The 23,542-nt window shown below is 72.8% G+C and carries 23 protein-coding genes; 15 read left to right on the top strand and 8 right to left on the bottom strand.

What is annotated here, in order from left to right; genetic code table 11:
* Window positions 1-5 precede the first annotated feature (5 nt).
* Entirely contained in the window at window positions 6-1,058 is a 1,053-nt protein-coding gene (locus ACFYXV_RS10220) for an NAD(P)-dependent alcohol dehydrogenase (RefSeq protein ID WP_389382572.1), read from the bottom strand.
* A gap of 118 nt (window positions 1,059-1,176) precedes the next feature.
* Between ACFYXV_RS10220 and ACFYXV_RS10215 the strand changes: the two genes are divergently transcribed.
* Window positions 1,177-1,998: a helix-turn-helix domain-containing protein gene (locus ACFYXV_RS10215; RefSeq protein WP_389382571.1), complete on the top strand. Its 822-nt coding sequence runs from the start codon at window positions 1,177-1,179 to the stop codon at window positions 1,996-1,998.
* A gap of 39 nt (window positions 1,999-2,037) precedes the next feature.
* Here the strand turns inward: ACFYXV_RS10215 and ACFYXV_RS10210 are convergent, their stop codons facing one another.
* Entirely contained in the window at window positions 2,038-3,855 is a 1,818-nt protein-coding gene (locus tag ACFYXV_RS10210) for a glycoside hydrolase family 15 protein (RefSeq protein WP_389382570.1), read from the bottom strand.
* A gap of 80 nt (window positions 3,856-3,935) precedes the next feature.
* Window positions 3,936-4,493, bottom strand: a complete 558-nt coding sequence (locus ACFYXV_RS10205) for a DoxX family membrane protein (protein WP_385470961.1) — start codon at window positions 4,491-4,493, stop codon at window positions 3,936-3,938.
* Window positions 4,494-4,647: 154 nt separating this feature from the next.
* Here ACFYXV_RS10205 and ACFYXV_RS10200 point away from each other — a divergent pair, with 154 nt between their 5' ends.
* Complete coding sequence (locus ACFYXV_RS10200) at window positions 4,648-5,112, top strand: MarR family winged helix-turn-helix transcriptional regulator (RefSeq protein WP_099894117.1); 465 nt, start codon at window positions 4,648-4,650, stop codon at window positions 5,110-5,112.
* A gap of 41 nt (window positions 5,113-5,153) precedes the next feature.
* The gene (locus ACFYXV_RS10195) at window positions 5,154-5,480 is read left to right on the top strand and encodes a YkvA family protein (RefSeq protein WP_385470963.1); all 327 of its coding nucleotides are present in this window, start codon (window positions 5,154-5,156) and stop codon (window positions 5,478-5,480) included.
* Window positions 5,481-5,739: 259 nt separating this feature from the next.
* Here the strand turns inward: ACFYXV_RS10195 and ACFYXV_RS10190 are convergent, their stop codons facing one another.
* Entirely contained in the window at window positions 5,740-6,375 is a 636-nt protein-coding gene (locus tag ACFYXV_RS10190) for an alpha-ketoglutarate-dependent dioxygenase AlkB (protein ID WP_389382569.1), read from the bottom strand.
* Between the two features lie 188 nt (window positions 6,376-6,563).
* Between ACFYXV_RS10190 and ACFYXV_RS10185 the strand changes: the two genes are divergently transcribed.
* On the top strand, window positions 6,564-7,079 hold the full coding sequence (locus ACFYXV_RS10185) for a universal stress protein (protein ID WP_389382568.1): 516 nt from the start codon (window positions 6,564-6,566) through the stop codon (window positions 7,077-7,079).
* A gap of 41 nt (window positions 7,080-7,120) precedes the next feature.
* Here the strand turns inward: ACFYXV_RS10185 and ACFYXV_RS10180 are convergent, their stop codons facing one another.
* Entirely contained in the window at window positions 7,121-8,038 is a 918-nt protein-coding gene (locus ACFYXV_RS10180; protein WP_389382567.1) for an aldose 1-epimerase family protein, read from the bottom strand.
* 331 nt (window positions 8,039-8,369) lie between these two features.
* Between ACFYXV_RS10180 and ACFYXV_RS10175 the strand changes: the two genes are divergently transcribed.
* The 3 genes from ACFYXV_RS10175 to ACFYXV_RS10165 are packed head-to-tail and all read left to right on the top strand — an operon-like array spanning window position 8,370 to window position 11,778.
* The gene (locus ACFYXV_RS10175; protein WP_385470971.1) at window positions 8,370-9,212 is read left to right on the top strand and encodes an SDR family oxidoreductase; all 843 of its coding nucleotides are present in this window, start codon (window positions 8,370-8,372) and stop codon (window positions 9,210-9,212) included.
* Between the two features lie 44 nt (window positions 9,213-9,256).
* Complete coding sequence (locus ACFYXV_RS10170; protein WP_385470973.1) at window positions 9,257-10,729, top strand: cytochrome ubiquinol oxidase subunit I; 1,473 nt, start codon at window positions 9,257-9,259, stop codon at window positions 10,727-10,729.
* Window positions 10,726-11,778, top strand: a complete 1,053-nt coding sequence (locus ACFYXV_RS10165) for a cytochrome d ubiquinol oxidase subunit II (RefSeq protein WP_385470975.1) — start codon at window positions 10,726-10,728, stop codon at window positions 11,776-11,778. Before ACFYXV_RS10170 ends, ACFYXV_RS10165 begins: the two co-directional genes overlap by 4 nt.
* Before the next feature lie 45 nt (window positions 11,779-11,823).
* Here the strand turns inward: ACFYXV_RS10165 and ACFYXV_RS10160 are convergent, their stop codons facing one another.
* Both ACFYXV_RS10160 and ACFYXV_RS10155 read right to left on the bottom strand, forming a co-directional pair.
* The gene (locus tag ACFYXV_RS10160; RefSeq protein ID WP_389382834.1) at window positions 11,824-13,569 is read right to left on the bottom strand and encodes a cation:proton antiporter; all 1,746 of its coding nucleotides are present in this window, start codon (window positions 13,567-13,569) and stop codon (window positions 11,824-11,826) included.
* A 14-nt stretch (window positions 13,570-13,583) separates the two neighbouring features.
* A complete protein-coding gene (locus ACFYXV_RS10155) occupies window positions 13,584-14,537 on the bottom strand; it encodes a DUF389 domain-containing protein (protein WP_385470977.1) in 954 nt (317 codons plus the stop codon).
* 156 nt (window positions 14,538-14,693) lie between these two features.
* Here ACFYXV_RS10155 and ACFYXV_RS10150 point away from each other — a divergent pair, with 156 nt between their 5' ends.
* The 6 genes from ACFYXV_RS10150 (at window position 14,694) to ACFYXV_RS10125 (ending at window position 21,407) form a co-directional block, all read left to right on the top strand.
* On the top strand, window positions 14,694-15,626 hold the full coding sequence (locus ACFYXV_RS10150; RefSeq protein WP_389382566.1) for a cyclase family protein: 933 nt from the start codon (window positions 14,694-14,696) through the stop codon (window positions 15,624-15,626).
* Between the two features lie 180 nt (window positions 15,627-15,806).
* Complete coding sequence (locus ACFYXV_RS10145) at window positions 15,807-17,387, top strand: GMC oxidoreductase (protein WP_389382565.1); 1,581 nt, start codon at window positions 15,807-15,809, stop codon at window positions 17,385-17,387.
* A 47-nt stretch (window positions 17,388-17,434) separates the two neighbouring features.
* Entirely contained in the window at window positions 17,435-19,252 is a 1,818-nt protein-coding gene (locus tag ACFYXV_RS10140) for a glycoside hydrolase family 15 protein (RefSeq protein ID WP_389382564.1), read from the top strand.
* 115 nt (window positions 19,253-19,367) lie between these two features.
* Entirely contained in the window at window positions 19,368-20,372 is a 1,005-nt protein-coding gene (gene dhaK, locus ACFYXV_RS10135) for a dihydroxyacetone kinase subunit DhaK (RefSeq protein ID WP_389382562.1), read from the top strand.
* Window positions 20,373-20,403: 31 nt separating this feature from the next.
* On the top strand, window positions 20,404-21,006 hold the full coding sequence (gene dhaL / locus ACFYXV_RS10130) for a dihydroxyacetone kinase subunit DhaL (RefSeq protein WP_385470987.1): 603 nt from the start codon (window positions 20,404-20,406) through the stop codon (window positions 21,004-21,006).
* Entirely contained in the window at window positions 21,003-21,407 is a 405-nt protein-coding gene (locus ACFYXV_RS10125) for a PTS fructose transporter subunit IIA (RefSeq protein ID WP_385470989.1), read from the top strand. The genes dhaL and ACFYXV_RS10125 overlap by 4 nt, the downstream gene beginning before the upstream one ends.
* Before the next feature lie 66 nt (window positions 21,408-21,473).
* On the opposite strand, the gene ACFYXV_RS10120 is transcribed toward ACFYXV_RS10125, so the two are convergent.
* The gene (locus tag ACFYXV_RS10120) at window positions 21,474-21,920 is read right to left on the bottom strand and encodes an RNA-binding S4 domain-containing protein (protein WP_389382561.1); all 447 of its coding nucleotides are present in this window, start codon (window positions 21,918-21,920) and stop codon (window positions 21,474-21,476) included.
* A gap of 134 nt (window positions 21,921-22,054) precedes the next feature.
* Between ACFYXV_RS10120 and ACFYXV_RS10115 the strand changes: the two genes are divergently transcribed.
* Window positions 22,055-22,450, top strand: a complete 396-nt coding sequence (locus ACFYXV_RS10115) for a molybdopterin-binding protein (RefSeq protein WP_053692665.1) — start codon at window positions 22,055-22,057, stop codon at window positions 22,448-22,450.
* A gap of 111 nt (window positions 22,451-22,561) precedes the next feature.
* The gene (gene modA / locus ACFYXV_RS10110) at window positions 22,562-23,380 is read left to right on the top strand and encodes a molybdate ABC transporter substrate-binding protein (protein WP_385470994.1); all 819 of its coding nucleotides are present in this window, start codon (window positions 22,562-22,564) and stop codon (window positions 23,378-23,380) included.
* The last annotated feature ends 162 nt before the right edge of the window (window positions 23,381-23,542 follow it).

Below are 23,542 nucleotides of genomic sequence, written 5' to 3'. Positions count from 1 at the left end.
CGGGTTCAGTGCCCGCGGGCTCCGTCCACGGCTCCGTCCATCGTGATGACGACCTTGCCGAAGGGCGCGTCCGCCGCGTACTCGCGATAGGCCGTGTGCGCCTGCCCGAAGGGGTGCACACGGTCGACGACCGGGCGCAGCCCGTGGGCGGCCACCGCCCGGTTCATGTCCTCGAACTGCGTGCGGCTGCCGACGAAGACCCGGCGGATCGTGGCCAGGCTCGACGCGTACGCCGCGTGCGATATCTCGATCCCGGACTTGGCGGCGCTCGCCGTGATCAGCAGGGCGATCTGCCCGTACAGGGCGCTCGCACGCACCGACTGCTCGATGGTCTCGGGGCCTCCGGTCTCCACGACGACGTCGGCGCCGAGGCCGCCGGTGAGCTCGCGTACGGCCCGGCCCCAGTCGGGCGTGCGCCGGTAGTCCACCACCTCGTCGGCTCCGAGCGCCTTGAGCCGGTCCGCCTTGGCGGCGCTGGAGGTGGTCGACACGACCCGGCAGCCCAGCAGTTTCGCGAACTGCACGGCGAAGAGGGCGACCGGGCCGGTCCCGAGCGTCAGCACGGTCTGACCGGGCAGCAGCGGCTCCCCGCCCGTCAGCGCGTTCCAGGCGGTGACCCCCGCGCAGGGCAGCGTGGCCGCCTCCTCCCAGGTCAGGTGGTCCGGCACGCGGACCGCCCACTGCTCGTCGAGTACGGCGTACTCCGCGAGCATCCCGTCGAGGGTGCAGCCGGGCTGGTCCAGGGCGTCCGGGGTGATCCGGCCGGTACGCCAGCGCGGGAAGTAGGCGCAGGAGACGCGGTCGCCCACCGCGAAGCGGGTCACCGCCTCCCCGACGGCGACCACCTCGCCGGCGCCGTCGCTGAGCGGGATCACGCCGGGCACGGCGGGCAGCGGGTAGAGCCGGTCGAGGATGAGCAGGTCCCGCTTGTTGAGGGAGGCGGCCCGGACGGCGACGACGATGCCGTTGGGGCCGACGGGCTCCGGCCGGGGTAGGCCGCCGTCGCGCAGCACGATCCCCTCGATGCCGCCGAATGCTTCCAGGTGGTACGAGCGCATCGCGTCCTCCGGGTGGGTCGGGGTGGGGTGTTGCGCCCAGGTTCCGGGGCCGGAGACACGCCCGGCAATTCCCTGCGGGGAATCGCCGGGTCCGGCCGGCGGCGGCTAGAAAGGGCACATGGCCACCACCGCTGCCGCCGCGCCCACCCCGTTCGCCCGCGAGGTCCGCCGCCGGCGGGCGCTGCGCCGGATGAGCCAGCTCGAACTGGCCACCCTGGCCGGGACCACCCAGCGGCACCTCAGCTTCATCGAGAGCGGGCGTTCGGCACCGGGGCGGGCGATGGTGGTCCGGCTCTCCGAGTCCCTCGGCCTGACGCTGCGGGAGCGCAACTCGATGCTGCTGAGCGCCGGTTACGCCCCGGCGTACGCGGAATCACCCGCGGAGTCGGCGGCGATCGGGCCGGCCATGGAGGCCTTGCGGTCCATCCTGACCGGACACCTGCCGTACCCGGCGGTGGTCGCCGGCCCGCGCGGCGAACTCGTCCTGGCCAACGCGGCGTTCGGGGTACTGACCGAGGGCGCGGCCGCGCACCTGCTCGCGCCGCCGGTCAACGTGCTGCGGCTCGCGCTGCACCCCGAGGGCATGGCGCCGCGCGTGATGAACCTGGCGGCATGGGGGCGGCACATCACGGAAAGCCTGCGCGCCCGGGCCACGGCCCATCCGGATCCGGAACTCGACGAACTCATCGCCGAGTTGACCGGCCACCTGCCCGCTGCGCCGCCGCCGGGCCCGGACCACCTGGGCTTCGCGGTGCCCCTGAGACTGCGGACGGACGGCGGCGAGCTGCGGCTGCTGACCACGCTGACCTCGTTCGCCACCGCCGTCGACGTCACCCTGGCCGAGCTGCACCTGGAGGCCTTCCTCCCGGCCGATGCCGCGACCGCCGACCACCTGCGGCGGTGCGCGGCGGCCACCGCCCGGCCCGCCGCCCCCGCCTGACCCGGCCGCTCCCGCGGCGGGCGGTCGGAGGGCGGACGGTCAGCCGGTGGGCGGGTCGAGGGTGGGCGGGGCGTGCGTACGCCCCAGGGTGATGGCCGTGTTCACCAGACCGACGTGACTGAACGCCTGCGGGAAATTGCCGAGTTGGCGTCCGGCCACCGGGTCGTACTCCTCGGCGAGCAGCCCCACGTCGTTGCGGACGGCCAGCAGCCGCTCGAACAGCTCCCGGGCCTCCTTCTCCCGCCCGGTCATGTGCAGCGCGTCGGCGAGCCAGAACGAGCAGGCCAGGAAGGCCCCTTCGTCGCCGGGCAGCCCGTCCACGGACGGCCCCTCGGTGCTGTAGCGGCGGACCAGGCCGCTGCTGCCCAGCTCGGCCCGGACCGCGTCGACGGTGCCGATCACGCGCGGGTCCCCGGGCGGCAGGAACCCGACCCGCGGGATGAGCAGGGTCGCCGCGTCGAGCTCGCGGGAGCCGTAGTACTGCGTGAAGGTGCCGCGCACCGGGTCGAAGCCGTTGTCGATCACGTCTCGGTGGACCTCGTCCCGCATGGTCCGCCACCGCTCGACGTCGCCCAGCAGCGAGGGATCGCTCTCCATCGTGCGGACGGCCCGGTCCGCGGCGACCCAGGCCATGACCTTGGAGTGCACGAAGTGCCGGCGTGGACCGCGCACCTCCCACAGGCCCTCGTCCGGCCGCCGCCAGTTGCGCTCCAGGAAGTCCAGGAGCGCGAGCTGGATCCGCCACGCGTGCCGCTCCCCGGGCAGGCCGTTGTACCTGGCCAGGTAGAGGGAGTCGAGGACCTCCCCGTAGACGTCGAGCTGGAGCTGGTCCACGGCGGCGTTGCCGACCCGGACCGGGGCGGAGGAGGCGTAGCCGCGCAGCCAGGGCAGGTCGAATTCGGGGATCCGCCGCTCGCCGCCGATGCCGTACATGATCTGCAGGTCGGCCGGGTCGCCGGCGATCGCGCGCAGCAGCCAGGCGCGCCAGGCGCGTGCCTCGTCCAGGAAGCCGGTCTCCAGGAGCGAGCCGAGGGTCAGGGTGGAGTCGCGCAGCCAGCAGTACCGGTAGTCCCAGTTGCGGACGCCGCCGATCTCCTCGGGCAGGGAGGTGGTGGCGGCGGCCGCGATGCCGCCGGTCGGGGCGTAGGTGAGGGCCTTGAGGGTGATCAGGGAGCGGGTGACGGCCTGCTCGTAGGGGCCCTTGTAAGTGCACTGGGCGGACCAGTCCCGCCAGTCGGCCAGGCTGGTGCGCAGCGCCTCGTACGGGTCGCAGGGCTCGGGGCGGGGTTCGTGCGAGGCGTGCCAGGTGAGGACGAAGGCGACCCGCTCGCCGGCGGCGAGGCTGAACTCCGAGCAGGTGCTGTTGGCCTCGCCCCAGGTGGGCACGGCCGGTTCGCTGCGGAACCACGCGGAGTCGGGGCCGGCGACGGCGACCCGCTCACCGTCCACGCGCCGGACCCAGGGGACGACGTTCCCGTAGTCGAACCGCAGGCGCAGCACGCTGCGCACGGTGACCTCTCCGCTCAGGCACTCGACGATGCGCATCACGTCGGGGGCTTCGTCGCGCTGCGGCATGAAGTCGACGACCTTGAACGATCCGCCGTCCGGGGTGTCCCAGTACGACTCCAGGACCAGCGAGCCGTCGACGTAGGCGCGGCGGGCGCACTGCTCGTCGTCGGGGGCCCCGGCGGGGGAAATGCGCCAGTGGCCGTTCTCCTTGTCTCCGAGGAGCGCCGCGAAACAGGCGGGCGAGTCGAAGCGCGGCAGGCACAGCCAGTCGAGGGACCCGTCGCGGCCGACGAGCCCGCTGGTCATGAGGTCGCCGATGAGTGCGTAGTCTTCGATGGGTTGTGTCATTTGTGCGCTGTTCCCGCGAATGCCCGGGCCCAATCAGTCCGGGACCCGGGCACCCTCGGGCGCGCGGTCGAGCGCGGGGATCAGTTGCGCACGAGGAGCAGCGCGCCCGCGATGACCACGGCGAGGGCGACGGCGAGGAGGCCGTGGGCCAGCCGGTGGCCGCGCAGGACGGGCAGGAAGCGGTCGGCGGCGTACTTGCCGGGGCCGGTGAGGGCCACGGCGGCCGCCGCGACGGTCAGCAGCAGCTCGTACTCGATGCCCTTGGGGGCGAAGAACGCGCCGGCGCCGTGGACGGCGATCGCGTTGATCATGGTGCCGACGACGGCGGCCCCGGCGAGCGGGGTGAGCAGTCCGAGGGCGAGGCCGAGGCCGCCGAGGGTCTCGGTGAGGCCGGCGACGACGGCCATGGCGTCGCCCGCGGGGTAGCCGCTGGCGGTGAAGAACTGGCCGGTGCCGCTGAGGCCGCCCCCGCCGAACCAGCCGAAGAGCTTCTGGGTGCCGTGGCCGGCCATGGTGAGTCCGAGGACGACGCGCAGGAGGAGCAGGCCGGCGTCGTGGGCGGAGGTGGAGAAGGCGAGCGGGACGGCCGGTACGGCTGCGGCCTGCGGCTTCGTCGTGGTGACGGAGGGGCTGGTCATGGGGGGATCCTTCCGGTCGGGCGGTCCGGGCGGGGACGGAGTTGCGGTGGAGCGGGTTGGCGCACGGATCGGCGCACAGGTTGTTCAAATTCGAACCGCCAGCTCCGACCCTAACCAGTGATTCAAATTGGAACAACCCGTGTAGGCTGGGCCCATGGCTGAAACGAGATGGCTGGACGAGCGCGAGATGCGCGCCTGGAGCGGCTTCCTGGCCGCCTCCGCTCTGGTGAACCGCCGCCTCGACCAACAGCTCAAGGACGACTCCGGCCTCTCGCACCCGCAGTACGAGATACTCGTACGGCTCTCCGCGGCTCCGGACGGTGAGCTGCGGATGACGGAACTGGCCAATGGCCTGATCAATTCGAAAAGCGGACTGACCTACCAGGTCACCCAGCTGGAGAAGGCGGGCCTGGTCCGCCGCCGCAGCTGCCCCTCCGATGTGCGCGGGGTATTCGCCGTGCTCACCGACGCCGGCCGGGCCCGCCTGGAGGAGGCCGCGCCGGGGCACGTGGCGATGGTCCGGGAGGCGCTGATCGACGTGCTCACGCCCGCGCAGCTCGAAGCGCTCGCGGACGGACTGGGCGAGGTGAGCCGCCGGCTGCGCGAACACGGCGGATAGCGCGGATCGGATAACGGGCCCGAACGGGGTATAGGGGTGACATGGACTGGACGGTCTGGCTGACGATCGCCGCGGTCGTCGCCCTCGGGCTGGCGATCGCGGCCGGCGTGCTCCTCGTACGGGTCTTCGCCGCCCGGAGGCTGCTGCTCGACGCGGGGATCCCGCTGCGCGACAAGGCCCTGTTCTGGGTCGCGGTGATCTACACCGTCTCCCCGGTGGACCTGATCCCGGACCCGGTGTACCTCGACGACATCGGCGTACTGCTGCTGGCGCTGCGCTCGCTGCACGCGGCGGCCTCCGCCGTGCGGCAGCCGGGCGCGGCGACGGCCCCCAGGCCCGCCCCGGCCAAGGAGCCGGACCCGGCCTAGGGGGTGGAACCGCCCCAGGCGCAGGGCCCCTGGACCGGGGACCGTCAGTGGCCTGCGGCACCATGGCCCGCACGCCCCGCAAAGGGTGCTCGGGCACGACGCTCACGCGGAGCGGATCGCCGCGGCCGGACCGGGGATGCCGTGGCGGACTGCCTGGGCCTGGTGGCGGCCGGTCGGGGCGTTCAGGGCCGGGCCCAACCCGAGCGGGGACGCCGGAGCCGAGCGCCTACGGCCACTGACGCGGACGGGACCCCCGGGCTCAGCGGACCCCTCGGGGGCGGTACTGGATGCTGATGCGGGGGCCGACGGCGCGGCGGGACTTGGGGATCGCGTGCTCCATCGTCCGCTGGCAGGAGCCGCCCATCACGACGAGGTCGCCGTGCCCCAGGGGCAGGCGCAGCAGGACGGGCCCTCCGTCCCGCGGGCGCAGGACGAGATCGCGGGGGTCGCCCACCGAGAGGATCGCGACCATCGTGTCCTCGGTGGCGGACCGGCCGATGCGGTCCCCGTGCCAGGCGACGCTGTCGCGGCCGTCGCGGTAGAGGCAGAGCCCCGCGGTGGTGAACGGCTCCCCCAGCTCTGCGGCGTAGTGCCCGGTCAGCGCGGCGCGAGCCTGGACCAGTACCGGGTGCGGCAGCGGCTCGTCCTCGCCGTAGAAGGCGAGCAGGCGGGGCACGTCGACCTCGCGCTCGTACATCCGGCGGCGCTCGGCCCGCCACGGCACGTCCTCGGCGAGGCGCTCGAACAGGGTGTCCGCGCCCGAGAGCCAGCCGGGCAGGTGGTCGACCCAGGCGCCCTCCCCCAGCGCGGTGCGGCGCAGCCCGGAGAGCGGGCCGAGGCGGATCTCGTCGCCCTGGTCGAAGAGGGAGCCCTGGAGGCCGGGGATCGTGCTCACGGGACCCATCATATCGCGCCACTCGAACATTCGATCGATTCACGGCTCCCGCGCCGGCGCCGGGGCCGCGTCAGCGGCCCGTCATGGTTCGCGGCGTCCGCGTCAGGAAGCCGTCAGCGGACCACCCTCATCCGCCCGGCGGGCGCTTGCATGGGTTCCGGCAGCGGACCGGACGAGGGGTGGACGCGGTGGGGCAGAGAGTCGTGGTCGGCGTGAGCGGGAGCTCCGGGAGCCTGACGGCCCTGCACCGGGCCGCCGCCGAGGCCCGGTGGCGGGGTGCGGAGCTGTGGGTGGTCCTGGCCTGGCAGCCGCCGGGCGGTGACCTGGGAAGCCGCGGTCCGGGCGGGGTCCCGATGGCGGCCGCCGTCAAAGCCGCGGCGGTGGAAAGGCTGCGGATCGCCCTCAACACCGCGTTCGGCCCGGCCGGCCCGGGTGTGGCCCTCGCGGGCCATGCCGTACGGGCCACGGCAGGCGCGGCCCTCGTCGACGCGGTGAGCGGCCCCGGGGACCTGCTGGTCGTGGGGACGGGCTCGCGGGGCCTCGTACGCCGCCTGCTGCGGCCCTCGGTCGCCCGCCACTGCCTGGCGCACGCGCCGTGCCCCGTACTGACCGTGCCGCCGTCCCCGCTCCAGGCCGAACTCGAAGCGGTCCACCGGCGCAACGTCTGGCGGCTGCCGCTGGACGCGCGCGAACTCGCCGAATGAGTGCGGCGCGGCGCGCCGCGGGCCCGCCGTGACGGAGCCGGTCACTCCCCCGGCCAGGGTGCGAGCCCCCACCGCAGCGTGTGCCGGGCCCCCGGTTCGAGACGTACGCCCGCGGGGTCGCGGCGGAAGGCGTCGGGGCCGCAGCTCATGGGCTCCACGGCGATGCTCCGGCGCCGGTGCGGCTCGGGCAGGGTGTCCCCGGTGAACACCTGCACGTGGTCCGCCCCCTCGCCGAGCCACAGATCGGTGCCGTACGCGCCGGACGGCTCGGCCAGACGTACCACGGCCCGCCCGTCGGCTTCCCGCCGCAGGTCCGTGAAGGCCGTGTCCAGCCGCTGCGGGCCGACGGGCCGTGGCGCGGTGAAGTCGAGGGGCGTTCCCGAGACCGGCTCGGACGCGGTGGGCAGGCCGCGGTCGTCGGTGCGGAGCCAGGTCCGGGCGGGCACGGCCAGCAGCATCTCGTCGACCGTGCGGGGCCCCACCGCCAGGTACGGGTGCTGGCCGGCGCCGTACGGTGCGGGGGCGTCGCCGAGGTTCACGGCGGTGATCACGACCGTCAAGCCGTGGCGGTCGAGGGCGTATTCCGCCCGAGCCGCCAGGTGGAAGGGGTAGCCGGGCTGCGGCCAGAGCGTGGTCGCCAGCACGACGCGGTCGTCCGCCTGCTCCACCGCCTGCCACGACGTCCAGCGCAGCAGCCCATGGATGGCGTTGGCGTGTTCGACCTCGTTGACGGGCAGCTGCAGTTCCCGGCCCTGCCACCGGTAGCGGCCGTCCCCGATCCGGTTGGGCCACGGGATGAGGAGCTGCCCGTGTCCGCCCTCGATCGGATCATCGGCCTCGAAACCGTCGACGACCAGGCGCCCGCCGACGGAGTAGTGGCGCAGGGCGGCGCCCAACTCCACGACGACCGCGGTCTGCTGACCACAGGTCAGCCGGAACTGGGCACCCGTTCGATGCATGTTCGCCGTCCTCGCAGGTGCCGGTCGGGGGCCGGTGTCCCGCACACCGGGTGGTTCCATTCCAGCATCGCGGAGATGGCACCGCCACCGCGGGAATGGCACCGCCACCGCGGGGACGGCACCGCGCCTCGGCCGGCCCTCGCTCGGCCGGACCTCCCGCGCCGTGGGCACGCGCGCGTCAGCCGTCCTCCCGAGTCTCCGTTGGGCCGTTCGGTTCTGGAGAGCACTCCAATGGGCCAGCGGCAGTCGTGCCACCGGGCCACGGCAATGCCGCGGTGCTCTCGTGGTGGCGCGGATTTCGTGTCCCCGTCAGCACCCAGGGAGCGTTTCAGTGGAAGCCAGCAGCAGTGACCGCAGTCGGACGCTCCTCGTTCCCCAGGTCCTCAAGGGGCAGAAGGCCCTGGTGACGGGTGCCAACTCCGGCATCGGCAAGGCCACCGCGATCGGCCTCGGGCGGGCGGGCGCCGACGTGGTCGTGAACTACGTCTCCGGGCAGGACGCCGCGGAGGAGGTGGTGCGGGAGATCGAGGGCTTCGGAGTCCGCTCCTACGCGCACGAGGGCGACGTGTCCCAGGAGGACCAGGTCGTCGACATGGTGGCCCGGATGGTCCGGGAGTTCGGGACCATCGACATCATGGTCGCGAACGCCGGTCTGCAGCGGGACGCCGCGCTCACCGACATGACCATGGCCCAGTGGAGCAAGGTGCTGGACGTCAACCTCACCGGCCAGTTCCTGTGCGCCCGCGAGGCGACGAAGGAATTCCTGCGCCGCGGCGTCGTGCCGGAGGTGTCCCGCTCCGCGGGGAAGATCATTTGCATGAGCTCGGTGCACCAGATCATCCCCTGGGCCGGGCACGTCAACTACGCCTCCTCCAAGGGCGGCGTACAGATGCTCATGGCCACGCTGGCGCAGGAGCTCGCCCCGCACCGGATCCGGGTGAACGCCGTCGCTCCGGGTGCGATCCGCACGCCCATCAACCGCAGCGCCTGGGACACCCCCGAGGCCGAGGCCGACCTGCTGCGGCTCATCCCGTACCGCCGCGTCGGGGACCCCGAGGACATCGCGAACGCCGTGACCGTCCTCGCCTCCGACCTTCTCGACTACGTGGTGGGGACGACGATCTACGTGGACGGCGGCATGACCCTGTTCCCCGGGTTCGCCACCGGTGGCTGAGGCCCCCGTCCTCCAGCCGTCCGGCACGAACTGCTAAGGCTCACATGAACACCGCGATCGCGATCATGGCGGACACCCCTCCGCAGCTGCTCCCTGCCCGCGAACTCATGGCCTTCACCCTGGCCTCCCACATCCTGCTCGTGCCCTTCGGCGTGGCCCTGCCCGCCATCACCCTCCTGATGCACTACCGCGGGCTGCGCAGGGGCGACGCGGTCGCCCTGCTGCTCGCGCGGCGCTGGTCTGCGGTCATGGCCGTGCAGTTCGCCATCGGCATCGTTACCGGGACCGTGCTCTCCTTCGAGTTCGGCCTCCTCTGGCCGGGCCTGATGGGCCGGTGGGGCGATGTCTTCGGCCTCGGGTTCGGCGTCGAGGCGTGGGCGTTCTTCCTGGAGGCGATCCTCATCGCCATCTACCTCTACGGCTGGCGGCGGCTGAAGCCGTGGACGCACTTCTGGCTGGGTCTGCCCCTGCCGCTGACGGCGTTGCTGGGGGCGTTCGGCATCATCGCCGCGAACTCCTGGATGAACACGCCGCGCGGCTTCTCGCTCGACGCGGACGGCAACCCCGTGGACGTCGACGTCCGCAAGGCGATCTTCACGCCGATGTTCGGCCCCGAGTACTGGCACTTCGTGGCGGGCGTCGTCCTCACGGCCGGCTACGTCGTGGCCGGGGTGTACGCGGTCGGCTGGCTGCGCGGCCGGCGCGATCACTACCACCGGCTCGGCTTCACCGTTCCGTTCACCGTCGCCGCGATCCTCACCCCCGTGCAGTTCGTCCTCGGGGACTCCATCGCGCGGTCCGTCTTCAACAAGCAGCCGATCAAGTTCGCCGCCACCGAGATCGTCTGGGAGACGGACACCCACGTACCGGAGTACGTCTTCGGCCGCCTGCATCCCGACGGATCGATCTCCGGCGGGATCAAGATCCCCCAACTGGACTCGATCCTCGCCGGTTTCAGCCCCTCCACCAAGGTGACGGGGCTGTCGTCGGTCCCCGCGAGCGACCGCCCCACGGCGACCCAGGCCACCATCGCCCACTGGGCCTTCGACATCATGGTGACGATCGGCAGCCTGCTCGTCCTGCTCGCGCTCTGGTACGGCTGGTGCTGGCTGCGCCGCCGCGACCTGCCGCGCTCACCGTGGTTCTTCCGGTGCGCCGCCGTGGCCGGGGCGGCCTGCCTGCTGACGGTGGAATGCGGCTGGATCACCGCCGAAGTGGGTCGCCAGCCCTGGATCGTCTACGAGAACATGCGGGTGTCCGAAGCCGTCACGGACACCCGGGCCTCGTCGTTGTGGGCGATGTTCGCCATCGTCATCGTGGTCTACGCCCTGATCTTCGCCACCTTCCTGACCATCCTGCTCAAGATGCGCACCCGCTGGCGGGCCGCCGATGAACAGCACGGCGACGCCCACGCCTCCGGAACCCCGGAAGGCGACACCCCCTACGGGCCCCGCCGGACGACCGCCGCTGCCGCGCCGGACCACGGCTCCGCACACGGTGACGGAGGAGGGCGATGATCCAGGACGTCGTGGCCTGGGTGCTGCTGGCGGCGGTCGCCGCCTACGCGTGCGCGGGCGGCACCGACTACGGAGCCGGGTTCTGGGACCTCTTCGCGGGCGGCTCCGAACGGGGCAAGCGGCCCCGGTGGCTGATCGACCACGCGATGGAGCCCGTCTGGGAGACGAACAACGTCTGGCTCATCTTCGTCCTCGTCTTCATGTGGACCGGCTTTCCGATCCTGTTCCAGACGGTCTTCACCGCCATGTGGCTCCCCTTGGCGCTCGCGGCCGTGGGCCTCGTCCTGCGCGGTGCCGGCTTCGCCCTCCGCAAGCCCATGACACGCCTCTCGCGCCGCAGGATCTACGGCGCCGCCTTCGCCGTGTCCTCCCTGCTCGTGCCCTTCTTCCTCGGAGCGGTGGTCGGCGGTCTGGCCACGGGCCGGGTCGCTCCGGGGACGAAGGCGTCCGCCGACGCGTGGTCCAACGGCACCTCCGTGCTCGCCGGGCTGCTCACCGTCGCCGCGACCGCCTTCCTGGGCGCGGTGTTCCTCACCGCCGACGCCCGCCGCTTCGACGCCCCCGACCTCGTCCACTACTTCCGGCTGCGGGCCTGGTGCAGCCTCCTCGCTCTCGCCGTCCTGGCCGTCGTCGGCCTCGCCGTCACCCACCACGACGCGCGCTACGTCTACGACGGCCTCACCGGCGGCGCCGCCCTCGCCCTCGTCCTGGCCGCCGTCGTCTGCGCCGTGGCCACCGCCGCACTGCTGTACCGCACGGCCACGGGCTGGGCGAGGATCACGGCGGTCGCCAGCGTGGCCCTCGTCGTGTTCGCCTGGGGGCTGGCCATGCGGCCCTATCTCATCCCCACCTCGCTGACCGTGGACCAGGCGGCCGGAGCCTCGACGACCCTGCGCTGGCTGCTCCTGGTCACCGGCATCGCGATCGTGCTCGTCGGACCGCCGCTGGTCCTGCTCTACCGGCTGGACACCGGCGGCACCCTGCAGCCCCTCGCCGAGAACGATCTGCGGCGCACCTCCGCGAACCGGGATCCGGGCCCGGACCGGTGAGATCCGGGCACGGACCGCTGACCCCGGTGGTGGTGCCCGGCGTCTTCAACCGTCCAGCAGTACGGCGACGTCCCCGGGCCGCGGCACCGGGCCGCCGGCCCGGGTCACGGGGAGCAGCGTGCCGTCCGCTCGCACCAGGAACAGCAGGTGGTGTCCGGCCGGGACGGGCCCGTCGAGGCGGCGCGTGACGAGGCGGGCGCCCCGGTCGTGACGGCGGGACAGCTCGGCTCCGGTCAGCGCGCTGTCGAAGAGCACCCGGCCGCCGGTGTACGGGGCGACGACGCCCTGGGTGTCGCTCGGCGGCCCCAGGCGGTACACCGGTCCCTCCACGCTGCCCTGGAGGTTCATGGAGGCCAGGGCGTTGAAGTCGCTCTCGTCGGTGAGCAGCAGGACGCCGGTGAGGCCCTCCAGCTCGGCGCCCGAACCGGTGGCCGCGGCGAACAGCTCCCCGGGGGCCAGTTCGAGCCCGGCCGCCCTGATCCTGTCCCGCTGCGCGTCGTGCCCCGCCCACATGACGACCTCCAGCCCGGCCGAGCGCAGGGCCAGTCCCAGATCGACCACCCAGGGATCACCGCCCACGAGCAGCGGCCGGGAGCGCGACGGACGCACGACGCCCAGCCGCTTGGCGACCGGCCGGGCGGTGAGCCCGTAGAGCGTGACGGTCACCACGATCACGACGAACGTGGCGGGAAGGATCTTCGACGCGCCGCCCACGCCCTGGGCGGCCAGCGTCGCGGAGAAGGTCGAGGCGGTGGCCGCGGCCACGATCCCGCGCGGCGCCATCCAGCCCAGGAAACCGCGCTCCCCGCGCGTCAGATCCGTACCGAGCGACGCGAGGGCCGCCACGAGCGGTCTGGTCACCAGGACGAGGACCGCCACGAGCGCGAGCGTCGGCAGCGCCACGTGGCGCAGCGAACCGGGACTGACGGTGGCCGAGATGGAGATGAACAGCAGACCGATGACCAGGTGCACCAGGGTCTCGAAGAACGGATTGCGGGCGCCCGTCTCGGCGCCGGGCAGGTTCGCCACGGCCAGCCCCATCAGAACGGCGGCGATCAGGCCCGTGTCGTCCCGGATCACATCGCAGGCCGCCGCCACACCGATCACCGCGGCCAGCTGGACCGTGGTCCCCAGTACCGCCCCCGGCCGCAGCCTGCGCAGCAGCACGAGCACCACGGTCCCCACGATGCCGCCGGCCAGGCCCACCGCGGCACTCGTGGTGAACTGCACGACCTTGCCGGCGATGCCGCTGCTGTTCCCGGCCACCACGCCGTGGAAGACGAGGGCGCCCAGGATGGCTCCCACCGGGTCGATGAGCGTGCCCTCCCAGATGAGGACGTGCTGGAGGCGTTCCGTGGGACGTACGAAGCCCAGCAGCGGTCCGACGACGGTCGGGCCGGACACGATCAGGATGGCTCCCAGCATCACGGCGGAGCCGCCCGACATTCCCAGCAGAACGCCGGCGAGGAGCGCCGCCGACCCCGCGGTGAGCAGCGCGCCGAGCCAGATCAGCCGCACGACGACCCGGCGGGTGTGCTCCCTGAACCGCTTGAGGTCCAGGCCGAGCCCGGCGTCGTAGAGGATCACCGCGACGGCCAGCGAGACCAGGGGGGAGAAGGCGGCTCCGAGCAGTTCCTCGGGGTTGACGTCACCGGTCAGCGCGCCGGCGGTGAATCCGGCCGGCAGCAGGACGATCAGCGCGGGGACGCGCAGCCGGCTCGCCAGCAGCTGGGAGCCCACGGCCAGGACGACGATCAGTGCGAGGCCCGTGAACACCTGGTCTTCCGACAGGGCGGCGGCCGCGTTCACGTCCCGGGCCGCCGGTTCCGGCGTGCGCTGCCGCTGCGCCACATCGCCCGCTGGGCCTTGAGCGTCCCGGTTCCGACCAGGATCAGCACGGCGATGTTGAGCAGCAGCTGGAAGAGGGATCCCAGGGCGTCGTGCCAGGCGGCGAAGGCGCACGAGACCCCGATGTCGGCCGCGGCCGGAATGGTGGTCACCGAGATGAACACGCCGAGCAGCGCGCTGGTGCGGGCTTCGGTCAGGGAGACGATGCCCACGATAGCGGCGAGCACGGCCACCACGGCCGAGAAGAAATTGGGCGTGTGGATCAGGTTCGACACCGGCCTGATCCCGAGCTCGAAGGCCCGCGGCTGGAGGCCGAACCCGCGGACGAACAGACCGAACAGGAAGGTGGCCGCCACGGCCAGCGCGAAGCCCGCGAGCAGCGCCGTGAGGCCCTCCCGGACGGGGGAGCGGGAACGGTGGTCGAGGCCCAGGGCGACGCTGGTGACGGCCGCGTACTCCGGACCGACCACCATGGCCGCGACGATGAGGATCTGCGAGTTGGTGATGATGCCGACCGCACCGATGACACCGGCGATGGCCATGAAGAGGTAGAAGCTCGGCGGGTAGCGGCCCTCGGCCCGGATCCGGGCCTCCACCTGCTCCCATACCGGCACGCGCAGCCGGGACCCGAGCACCTCGGCCCCGGCCCTGGCCGCGTGGTCCGAGAAGGCCGTGTCGATCGGGTCGAGGACGATGGACCCGCGCCGTTCGAGTCCGAGGTCGCGCAGCCCGCGCAGTACCTCGTTGGCGACTCCGGTCAGCACGTCGCACACGATGGCGTCGCCGTCGGGGTTGCGGACGCTGCCGGGCTGGAGGGAGAGGTTGAGGACACACGGCTGGGCGCTCAACAGGGCCATGACACGTCCCGTGAGGTCCGGCGGGCTCACGGCCCGGACGTGCAGCATGTCCAAGCGAACCTCCGCGTGTGAGAGGGCGGCGCACGGGTGCGTCGGGCCCGGACGAGGCCGCTCGTCCATTAACGCGGCGCCCCGGGAGCTCGGCAAATCGGATGCGGCCGCGCCGCGGCCCGGCGCGCGCCGGCGGCGGGCGTGCCCGATGGTGAGGACATGGGTACGCCCGACGGGATGACCGAGGCCGGCTTCCGGTCGCTCTACCGTGAGCTGCGGCGCACGGCGCCCGGCGGCGGCTCGCCCCGGGGAGCCCTGGCCACCCTGACCCCCGAACGGACGCTGGCCGCCCTCGGCGAGGTCCGCTCCGGCCGCACGGTCTCCCTCGCAGCGCCCGTGAGCACCCGCGAGGGACCGGACAACGCCGAACCGGCGGAGCACCGGCTCACCGCGCCCGCCGGCGGTACCCCGGATCCGGACGGCCTGCAGTTCGCCCGGGACCGCATCGCCATGAACATCCACGGCGACGTCGACAGCCACATCGACGCGCTCTGCCACGTCATCTACGAGGGCACCCTGCACGGCGGCGTTCCGGCCGCGGACGTGCTCTCCGCGGACGGCGCCTCGGCCCTCTCCATCGACCTGGCCCGCGACGGCATCGTGGGCCGGGGGGTGCTCCTGGACATCCCGCGCCTGCACGGTGCCCCCTGGCTCGAACCGGGATCGCACGTGAGCGCCGAGGACCTCGCCGCCGCCGAAGCGGCGCAGGGGCTGCGGGTCGGCAGGGGCGACATCCTCCTCGTACGCGTCGGGCACCGGCGCCGGCGCCGGGAGCTCGGCGCCTGGGACGCGGCCGGCGCGCGGGCCGGACTCCACCCGACCGCCCTGCGCTTCCTGTCCGAGCGCCAGGTGGCCGTACTCGGCAGCGACGGCAACAACGACACGGCTCCCAGCGCCGCGCGGAGCGTCGCGTACCCGGTCCACGTGCTCGCCATCCACGCGATGGGGCTGCACCTCCTCGACTACCTGCAGTTCGAGGAGTTGGCCCCCCTCTGCGAGCGGGAGGGCCGCTGGTCGTTCGCCTGCGTGATCGCGCCGCTGCGGCTGCCCGCGGCGACCGGTTCTCCCGTCAATCCCCTCGCGATCCTGTGACCGGCCGACCTGGTGTGCGGCGGGGCGGCCGACCGGCTGTGCGGCCGACCGCCCCGGGCGTCCCGGCGTTCCGGCACCGCCGACTCGCTGGGCCTCCCCTCCGGAGCTACGTTGTAGATGCGATACGGACCCCGATCTCACCCGACAGGAGCAGATCCGTGCTCCGGGAAGGTGGCCCGCATGCCCGAGGCGCGGGAGTACGACGTCATCATCATCGGCACCGGTGCCGGCGGCGGCACGCTCGCCCACCGGCTGGCACCCACCGGCAAACGGATCCTGCTCCTCGAACGCGGCGGCTACCTCCCGCGCGAACGGGACAACTGGGATTCGACCGAGGTCTTCGTCAAAGGGAAGTACCGCGCCCCGGAGTTCTGGTACGACAAGCACGGCGAGCGGTTCCCGCCCGAGGTGAACTACTACGTCGGCGGGAACACCAAGTTCTACGGCGCGGCGCTCTTCCGCCTGCGCCCCGAGGACTTCGGCGAAATCCGCCACCATGACGGTGTCTCTCCCGCCTGGCCGCTGGACTACGGCGACCTGGAGCCGTACTACACGCAGGCCGAGCACCTCTACCTGGTCCACGGGCGGCACGGCGAGGACCCCACCGAGGGTCCGGCCGGCGCCCAGTACGCCCATCCGCCCGTGGAACACGAGCCGCGCATCCAGCAGTTGAGCGACGACCTGGAGAAGCGGGGCCTGCACCCCTTCCACCTTCCGATCGGGGTGAACCTCCTCCAGGACGACCTGGGGCGGGCCGCGCACGGGAGCGCCTGCATACGCTGCGACCGCGTCGACGGCTTCCCCTGCCTGGTCGGGGCGAAGTCGGACGCCCAGGTCATCTGTGTGGACCCGGCCCTGGAACACGCCAACGTAGAAATGATCACGCATGCCGACGTGCGCCGGCTGGAGACGGACGCCGGCGGGCGCACCGTCACCTCGGTCGTCGCGGAGCTGGGCGACGGGTCGACGGTGCGGTTCGCCGCCGGCATCGTGGTGGTGGCCTGCGGGGCCGTCAACTCCGCCGTGCTGCTGCTGCGTTCGGCCGGCGACCGGCACCCCCGGGGCCTGGCCAACAGCTCGGACACGGTCGGCCGGCACTACATGCGGCACAACAACCTGGCCCTGATGGCGGTGTCGAAGGAACCGAACGCCACCAGGTTCCAGAAGACGCTGGCACTGCACGACTGGTACCTGGGCAGCGACGACTGGGACTACCCCCTCGGCGGCATCCAGATGCTCGGCAAGTCCGACGCCGAGCAGATCCACGGCGAGGCACCCCGCTGGGCCGGTGCCGTCATGCCGGACATGCCCTTCGAGGTGCTCGCCCATCACGCGGTCGACTTCTGGCTCTGCGGTGAGGACCTGCCGGACCCCGACAACCGCGTCACCCTCGACGCGGACGGCGGGATCCACCTCGCCCTCGACGAGCAGAACAACATCGCCGGCCTGAAGCGGCTCCGGCACAAACTCCAGGGAATGCTCGGCCACTTGGGCATGCACGAGCACCATCTGCTGCCGCACAGCATCTACCTGCACAAGGGCATGCCCATCGGCGCCACGGCACATCAGGCCGGCACCGTCCGCTTCGGCCGCGACCCTCGGAGCTCCGCTCTCGACGTCAACTGCAAGGCCCACGACCTCGACAACCTCTACGTGGTCGACACGAGCTTCTTCCCCAGCATCGGCGCGGTCAACCCGTCGCTGACGGCCATCGCCAACGCCTTGCGCGTCGGAGACCACCTCGCCGAGCGACTGCAATGACCGGGACCCGGGCGGATCACCGCTGAGCCGTCCCGAGGAGGAGAAACATGGACCGCTACCCGCCCATCGCCGACCACGGACTCGTGGGGGACCTGCAGACCGCGGCCCTGGTGTCGTCCAGGGGAGTGATCGACTGGTTCGCGGCTCCGCGATTCGACTCGTCCAGCATCTTCGCGGCGCTGCTCGACCACGACAAAGGCGGATACTTCCTGCTCGCGCCGGAACACGACGAGGGGACGTGGAGACAGCTCTACTACCCGGACACCGCGATCGTGGTCACCCGGTTCATGTCTCCCGACGGGGTCGGCGAGACCGTCGACTACATGCCGGTCCTCCAGGGCCGCACCGCGACCGACCGGCACACCCTGGTGCGCGTGATCCGCGCGGTGCGCGGCACGGTGCGCTTCTCCCTCGAATGCCGCCCCCGCTTCGACTACGCGCGGGCACCCCACCGACTCGACCTGGCGGACCGCACGGCGACCTTCCGGGCACCCGGGGCGACCGCGTTCCTGCAGGCCACCTTTCCGCTCGAACGGGATGGCCAGGACGTCCGGGCCTCGATCACGCTCACCGCGGGCGAGGCGGAGGCGGCGGTGTTCACGACCGGCGGGGAGGGCAGCACGGTGCCTCCGGCGCCGGATCGCGACAGGATCACCGACGAGCTGTGGGAACAGGTCGACTACTGGCAGAAGTGGGTGCGCAGGTCGCGCTACCACGGCCGCTGGGCGGAGATGGTGTACCGCTCGGCCATCACGCTCAAGCTGCTCACGTACGCCCCGACCGGCGCGCCGGTCGCCGCCGCCACCATGGGTCTTCCCGAGCAGGTCGGCGGCGAGCGCAACTGGGACTACCGCTACACCTGGGTGCGGGACGGCTCCCTGTCGGTACGGGCCCTGCTCGACCTCGGCTTCGTGGAGGAGGCGACCGCCTTCACCCACTGGCTGGGCGACCGCCTGCGCGCCCACGAGGGCCGGGACGGTGAGCCCCTCCAGATCATGTACCGGGTCGACGGTGACCCCAACCTGACCGAGGAGGTCCTCGAACACTTCGAGGGCTACCGCGGCTCGTATCCCGTACGCGCCGGGAACGCGGCCATGGACCAGTTGCAGCTCGACATCTACGGCGAGGCGCTCTACGCCCTGTCCGAGGCCCGGGAGATCGTCGTACAGGCCGACTACCGGGGATGGAAGGCGCTGGCACGGGCCCTGGACTGGCTCGCCGACTCCTGGGACCGGCCCGACGAGGGCATCTGGGAGACCCGGGGAGGCCGCCAGGACTTCACCTACAGCCGCGTGATGTGCTGGGCCGCCTTCGACCGGGGGATCAAGCTCGCCACCGAGTTCAGCCGCCCGGCCGACACGGCCCTGTGGACCAAGGCCCGCGACGAGGTCCTCGAACAGGTCATGGAGCGCGGCTGGAGCGACACCGAGCGCTCCCTGGTCCAGCACTACGGCAGCCACGTCCTCGACGCCTCGCTGCTGCTGGTCCCCCGGGTCGGCTTCCTCGCGCCGAGGAGCCCGACCTGGCTGTCCACCCTCGACGCCATGGACCGGGTCCTGGTGTCCGACAGCCTCGTCTACCGCTACGACCCCGCGGCCTCCCCCGACGGGCTCCGCGGCTCGGAGGGAACGTTCAGCCTCTGTACGTTCCTCTACGTGGACGCCCTCGCCCGCGCGGGACGGCTGCCGCAGGCCCGCTACACCTTCGAGAAGATGCACACCTACGCCAACCACGTCGGCCTGTTCGCCGAGGAGATCGGCCCCAGCGGCGAACAACTCGGCAACTTCCCGCAGGCCTTCACCCACCTGTCGCTCATCATGGCCGCGACCACCCTGAACGAGGCGCTCGACGCCATCCAGCGCTGAACCCGCGGCCGCCGCCTCCGCCGCGGCGCCCTGGCCCCGGACCACAGGCTGCTCTACCGTCGCCATCGGGCCCACCGTCCCCGGGCTCACCGGCCGACCCGATCAGGAGACACCCGTGCGGATGCTGATCAACAGCCCCGAGACCGTCGTCGCCGATGCGCTGCGCGGGATGGCGGCCGCCCATCCCGAGCTGGACGTCGACGTGGAGCGCCGCGTCGTCGTACGGCGCGACGCACGGGACGGGGGACGGGTGGGGCTGGTGTCCGGAGGCGGGTCGGGGCACGAGCCGCTGCACGCCGGGTTCGTGGGGCGCGGGATGCTGTCGGCCGCGTGCCCCGGGGAGGTGTTCACCTCTCCGGTCCCCGACCAGGTGCTGCGGGCGGCGGCCGCCGTGGACTCCGGGCAGGGGGTCCTCTTCGTCGTCAAGAACTACACCGGGGACGTGCTGAACTTCGAGATGGCCGCCGAACTCGCCGAGGAGGACGGCCTGCGGGTGGAGAGCGTGCTGGTCAACGACGACGTGGCCGTCACCGACAGCCTGTACACGGCCGGGCGGCGCGGTACCGGGGCGACGCTGTTCGTCGAGAAGATCGCCGGTGCGGCCGCCGAGGAGGGCGCCCCGCTGGAGCGGGTCGCGGAGCTCGCCCGGCGGGTCAACGCGGCCTCGCGGAGCTTCGGGGTGGCGCTCAGCGCGTGCACGACTCCGGCGAAGGGCAGCCCGACCTTCGACCTGCCCGACGGGGAGCTGGAGCTGGGGATCGGCATCCACGGCGAACCGGGCCGCGAGCGGCGGGCCATGATGCCTGCGCGCGAGATCGCCGAGGTGGCGGTGGGCGCCGTGCTGGAGGAGCTGGCGGAGGTGGGTCCGGCGGACGGACCGCTGCTGGCGCTGGTCAACGGGATGGGGGCGACGCCACTGCTGGAGCTGTACGGGTTCCACGCGGAGGTGGTGCGGGTGCTGGCGGAGCGCGGTGTGCCGGTGGCGCGGACGCTGGTCGGGAACTACGTCACGTCCCTGGACATGGCGGGCTGTTCGGTGACGCTGTGCCGTGCGGACGAGGAATCGCTGCGGCTGTGGGACGCGCCGGTACGGACGGCGGCGCTGCGGTGGGGGTGCTGAGAAGGTGGGCGGACACGGTGAGGAGGCTCCATTGCGTGACGCGGATTTCTTCCGGCGCTGGATGAACGTGGCCGGGGCGGCGGTGGAGCGCGAGGCGGACCGGCTGACCGAGCTCGACTCCCCCATCGGGGACGCCGACCACGGCAGCAATCTGCTGCGCGGGTTCACGGCGGTACGGGCGGCCTTGGAGGCGGAGCCCCCCGCCGGCCCGGGAGCGGTGCTGGTGCTGGCCGGGCGGACGCTGATCTCGACGGTCGGCGGGGCGTCGGGCCCCCTGTACGGGACGCTGCTGCGGCGTACGGGCAAGGAGCTCGGGGAGGCCGCCGAGGTCTCCGACGAGGCGCTGCGCAAGGCCCTGTACACGGGGGTGGGCGCGGTGGCCCAGCTGGGCGGGGCGGCTCCGGGCGACAAGACCATGCTGGACGCGCTGGTCCCGGGGGTGGCGGCGCTCGGCACCTCGTACCGGGCGGCGGCGGACGCGGCGGAGAACGGGGCGCTGGCGACGGTCCCGATGCAGGCCCGCAAGGGGCGCGCGAGCTACCTCGGTGAGCGGAGCATCGGGCACCAGGACCCGGGGGCCACCTCGGCGGCGCTGCTGCTGGGCGCGCTCGCGGACGCGGCGGAGGGCGAGTGAGCGGGCCCGTGGTCGGAATCGTGCTGGTGTCGCACAGCGCGGTGGTCGCGGAGTCCGTGGCGGAGCTGGCACGGGGCCTGGCGGCGGGCGGTCCGGTCGCCCCGGTTGCCGCGGCGGGCGGCACTGCGGACGGCGGCCTGGGCACGGACGCGGACCGCATCGCGGCGGCCGCGCGCGAAGTGGACGCCGGCGCGGGGGTCGCGCTCCTGGCGGACCTGGGCAGTTCGGTGCTGACGGTGAAGGCCCTGCTGGTGGAGGACGAGCTCCCGCCGGACTCGCGGCTGCTGGACGCGCCGTTCCTGGAGGGAGCGGTGGCCGCGGTGGTGGCCGCCTCCGCGGGCGCCCCCTTGGACGCGGTGGCGGCAGCGGCCGAGGAGGCGTACACGTACCGCAAGAGCTGACCCCCGGCCCGGCCCCCGGGTCACGGCCGGCGCGGGGTCACGGCCGGCTGCCCCGGCACGTCAGCGTCAGCGGCCGCGGCCGCCGCCGCGGAGGGATTCGATCTCGCGGCGGTCGCGCTTCGTCGGACGCCCGGTGCCGCGGTCGCGGACGCCGACCACCTCGGCCTCGATGCGCGTCGGCGCCGGCGGGCTGTTGTCGACGAAGCATTCGGCGGCGACCGGCGCACCCACCCGCTTCGTCACGGGCCGCTTGACCACGACGATGCGCTCGCGCCCCGCGTGGAACAGCCGTACCTCGTCCCCCGCCCGCACCACCTGCGCCGGCTTCGCGCGCTCCCCGTTCACCTTCACATGGCCCGCCCGGCAGGCGGTCGCCGCGACCGAGCGGGTCTTCGTCAGACGGACCGACCAGATCCAGGCGTCCACCCGGGCGGATCCCGCGGCTCCTGCGGTTCCCGCGGCTCCTGCGGCTCCCGTGGTTCCCGCGCCCGTTCCCGTTGCTTCATCAGCCATGCCGAAACTCTAGCCAGCCGGAGCACCCCAAGCGGAATGCTTATTGGCGGAATTGCCAAGAGGCATGGCATCTGCCATGTGTATCAGCCCAAGGGAATTGCAAATGCGGGACGGGTGCCCCTACCTTGTCGCTCATGCAGTCCTACACCATCGGACAGGCGGCGCGCCTGCTGGGCGTCAGCCCGGACACCGCCCGCCGCTGGGCCGACGCCGGCCGTGTCGCGACCCACCGCGACGACGCCGGCCGGCGACTGATCGACGGCCGCGACCTGGCCGCGTTCTCGGTCGCCGTGGGACAAGGTGCCCACGCCGAGGACGAGGAGCCGTACACCTCGGCCCGCAACGCGTTCCCCGGCATCGTCACCGCCGTCAAGCTCGGAGACGTGGCCGCCCAGGTCGAGATCCAGGCAGGTCCCCACCGCCTGGTCTCCCTGCTCACCCGTGAGGCCGTCGAGGAGCTCGGACTGGAGGTCGGCATGCAGGCCACCGCCCGCGTGAAGTCCACCAGCGTGCACATCGACCGCACCTGACGCTCCGGCACCAGCGCACGTTCCCACCCGCTCCGCCCGTCACCGGCGCGGGTCACCACCACGCGGACCGGCACCCGGCCGGCCGCCGACCCGACCGAGGAGCACCAGCTCATGTCCCCGATCCTGAACCGCCGCAGTACCCTCGCCGCCGCGCTGACCGCCGCCCTCCTCGTGCCCGCCCTGGCCGCCTGCGGCAGCGACAAGAAGGACGACGGCGCCGCGGCCTCCCCCTCGGCGAGCGCCTCCGCCTCGGCCGAGACCAAGGCCGCGAACCTCACCGTCCTCGCCGCGTCCTCGCTCACCGACGTCTTCAAGACCGCGGGTGCCGCGTACGAGAAGGCGCACCCCGGCACGAAGGTCACCTTCTCCTTCGCCGGCTCGCAGGAGCTCGCCGCCCAGGTGAAGCAGGGCGCCCCGGCCGACGCGCTGGTCACCGCCGACACCAAGACCATGGACGGTCTGAAGGCCGAGACCAACGACCCGGCGATCATCGCCAAGAACCGCCTGGTCATCGCCGCCGGCAAGGGCAACCCGTTCAAGGTCGACGAGCTGAAGGACCTGGCCGACCCCAAGATCAAGGTCGTGCTCGCCGCGCCCGAGGTCCCCGTCGGCCGGTACAGCAAGCAGATCCTCGACGCCCAGAAGATCGAGGTGAAGCCGGTCTCGCAGGAGGCCAACGTGCGCGCCGTGCTGAGCAAGGTCGAGCTCGGCGAGGCCGACGCCGGCCTCGTCTACAAGACCGACACCATCAAGTCCGGTGACAAGGTCTCCGTCGTGGACATCCCGGACGCCGAGAACGCCGTGGCCTCCTACCCGGCCGCCACCCTCAAGTCGTCCAAGAACGCCGAGGCCGCCGCCGCGTTCGTGGCCTGGCTGAGCACCCCCGAGGCGCAGAAGATCCTCCAGGACGCGGGCTTCCAGAAGGCGTAACCGCCGCCGCGGCCGGAAGGATCGAGAGGGACTGCCTGGTCCGGGGGGACAGGCGGTCCCTTTCGCCGTGTCCCCCGCGGAGAGCCGCGTACGCGGTCGCGTCCCTGGTACTTCTCGTACCCCCTCGTACTCGCCGTCCCCCGTACGCTCCAGCCAGGAACC

This window comes from Streptomyces sp. NPDC002181 (genome assembly GCF_042890485.1).
GTDB lineage: Bacteria > Actinomycetota > Actinomycetes > Streptomycetales > Streptomycetaceae > Streptomyces.
Note: the sequence above shows the minus strand (reverse complement) of the source record. Positions and strands in the feature narration are given on the sequence as shown.

Coding starts and splice junctions, on each gene's coding strand:
- ACFYXV_RS10220 (WP_389382572.1), bottom strand. CDS start 1,058: ATGCGCTCGTACCACCTGGAAGCATTCGGCGGCATCGAGGGGATCGTG.
- ACFYXV_RS10215 (WP_389382571.1), top strand. CDS start 1,177: ATGGCCACCACCGCTGCCGCCGCGCCCACCCCGTTCGCCCGCGAGGTC.
- ACFYXV_RS10210 (WP_389382570.1), bottom strand. CDS start 3,855: ATGACACAACCCATCGAAGACTACGCACTCATCGGCGACCTCATGACC.
- ACFYXV_RS10205 (WP_385470961.1), bottom strand. CDS start 4,493: ATGACCAGCCCCTCCGTCACCACGACGAAGCCGCAGGCCGCAGCCGTA.
- ACFYXV_RS10200 (WP_099894117.1), top strand. CDS start 4,648: ATGGCTGAAACGAGATGGCTGGACGAGCGCGAGATGCGCGCCTGGAGC.
- ACFYXV_RS10195 (WP_385470963.1), top strand. CDS start 5,154: ATGGACTGGACGGTCTGGCTGACGATCGCCGCGGTCGTCGCCCTCGGG.
- ACFYXV_RS10180 (WP_389382567.1), bottom strand. CDS start 8,038: ATGCATCGAACGGGTGCCCAGTTCCGGCTGACCTGTGGTCAGCAGACC.
- ACFYXV_RS10170 (WP_385470973.1), top strand. CDS start 9,257: ATGAACACCGCGATCGCGATCATGGCGGACACCCCTCCGCAGCTGCTC.
- ACFYXV_RS10165 (WP_385470975.1), top strand. CDS start 10,726: ATGATCCAGGACGTCGTGGCCTGGGTGCTGCTGGCGGCGGTCGCCGCC.
- ACFYXV_RS10150 (WP_389382566.1), top strand. CDS start 14,694: ATGGGTACGCCCGACGGGATGACCGAGGCCGGCTTCCGGTCGCTCTAC.
- ACFYXV_RS10145 (WP_389382565.1), top strand. CDS start 15,807: ATGCCCGAGGCGCGGGAGTACGACGTCATCATCATCGGCACCGGTGCC.
- ACFYXV_RS10140 (WP_389382564.1), top strand. CDS start 17,435: ATGGACCGCTACCCGCCCATCGCCGACCACGGACTCGTGGGGGACCTG.
- ACFYXV_RS10120 (WP_389382561.1), bottom strand. CDS start 21,920: ATGGCTGATGAAGCAACGGGAACGGGCGCGGGAACCACGGGAGCCGCA.
- ACFYXV_RS10115 (WP_053692665.1), top strand. CDS start 22,055: ATGCAGTCCTACACCATCGGACAGGCGGCGCGCCTGCTGGGCGTCAGC.
- modA (WP_385470994.1), top strand. CDS start 22,562: ATGTCCCCGATCCTGAACCGCCGCAGTACCCTCGCCGCCGCGCTGACC.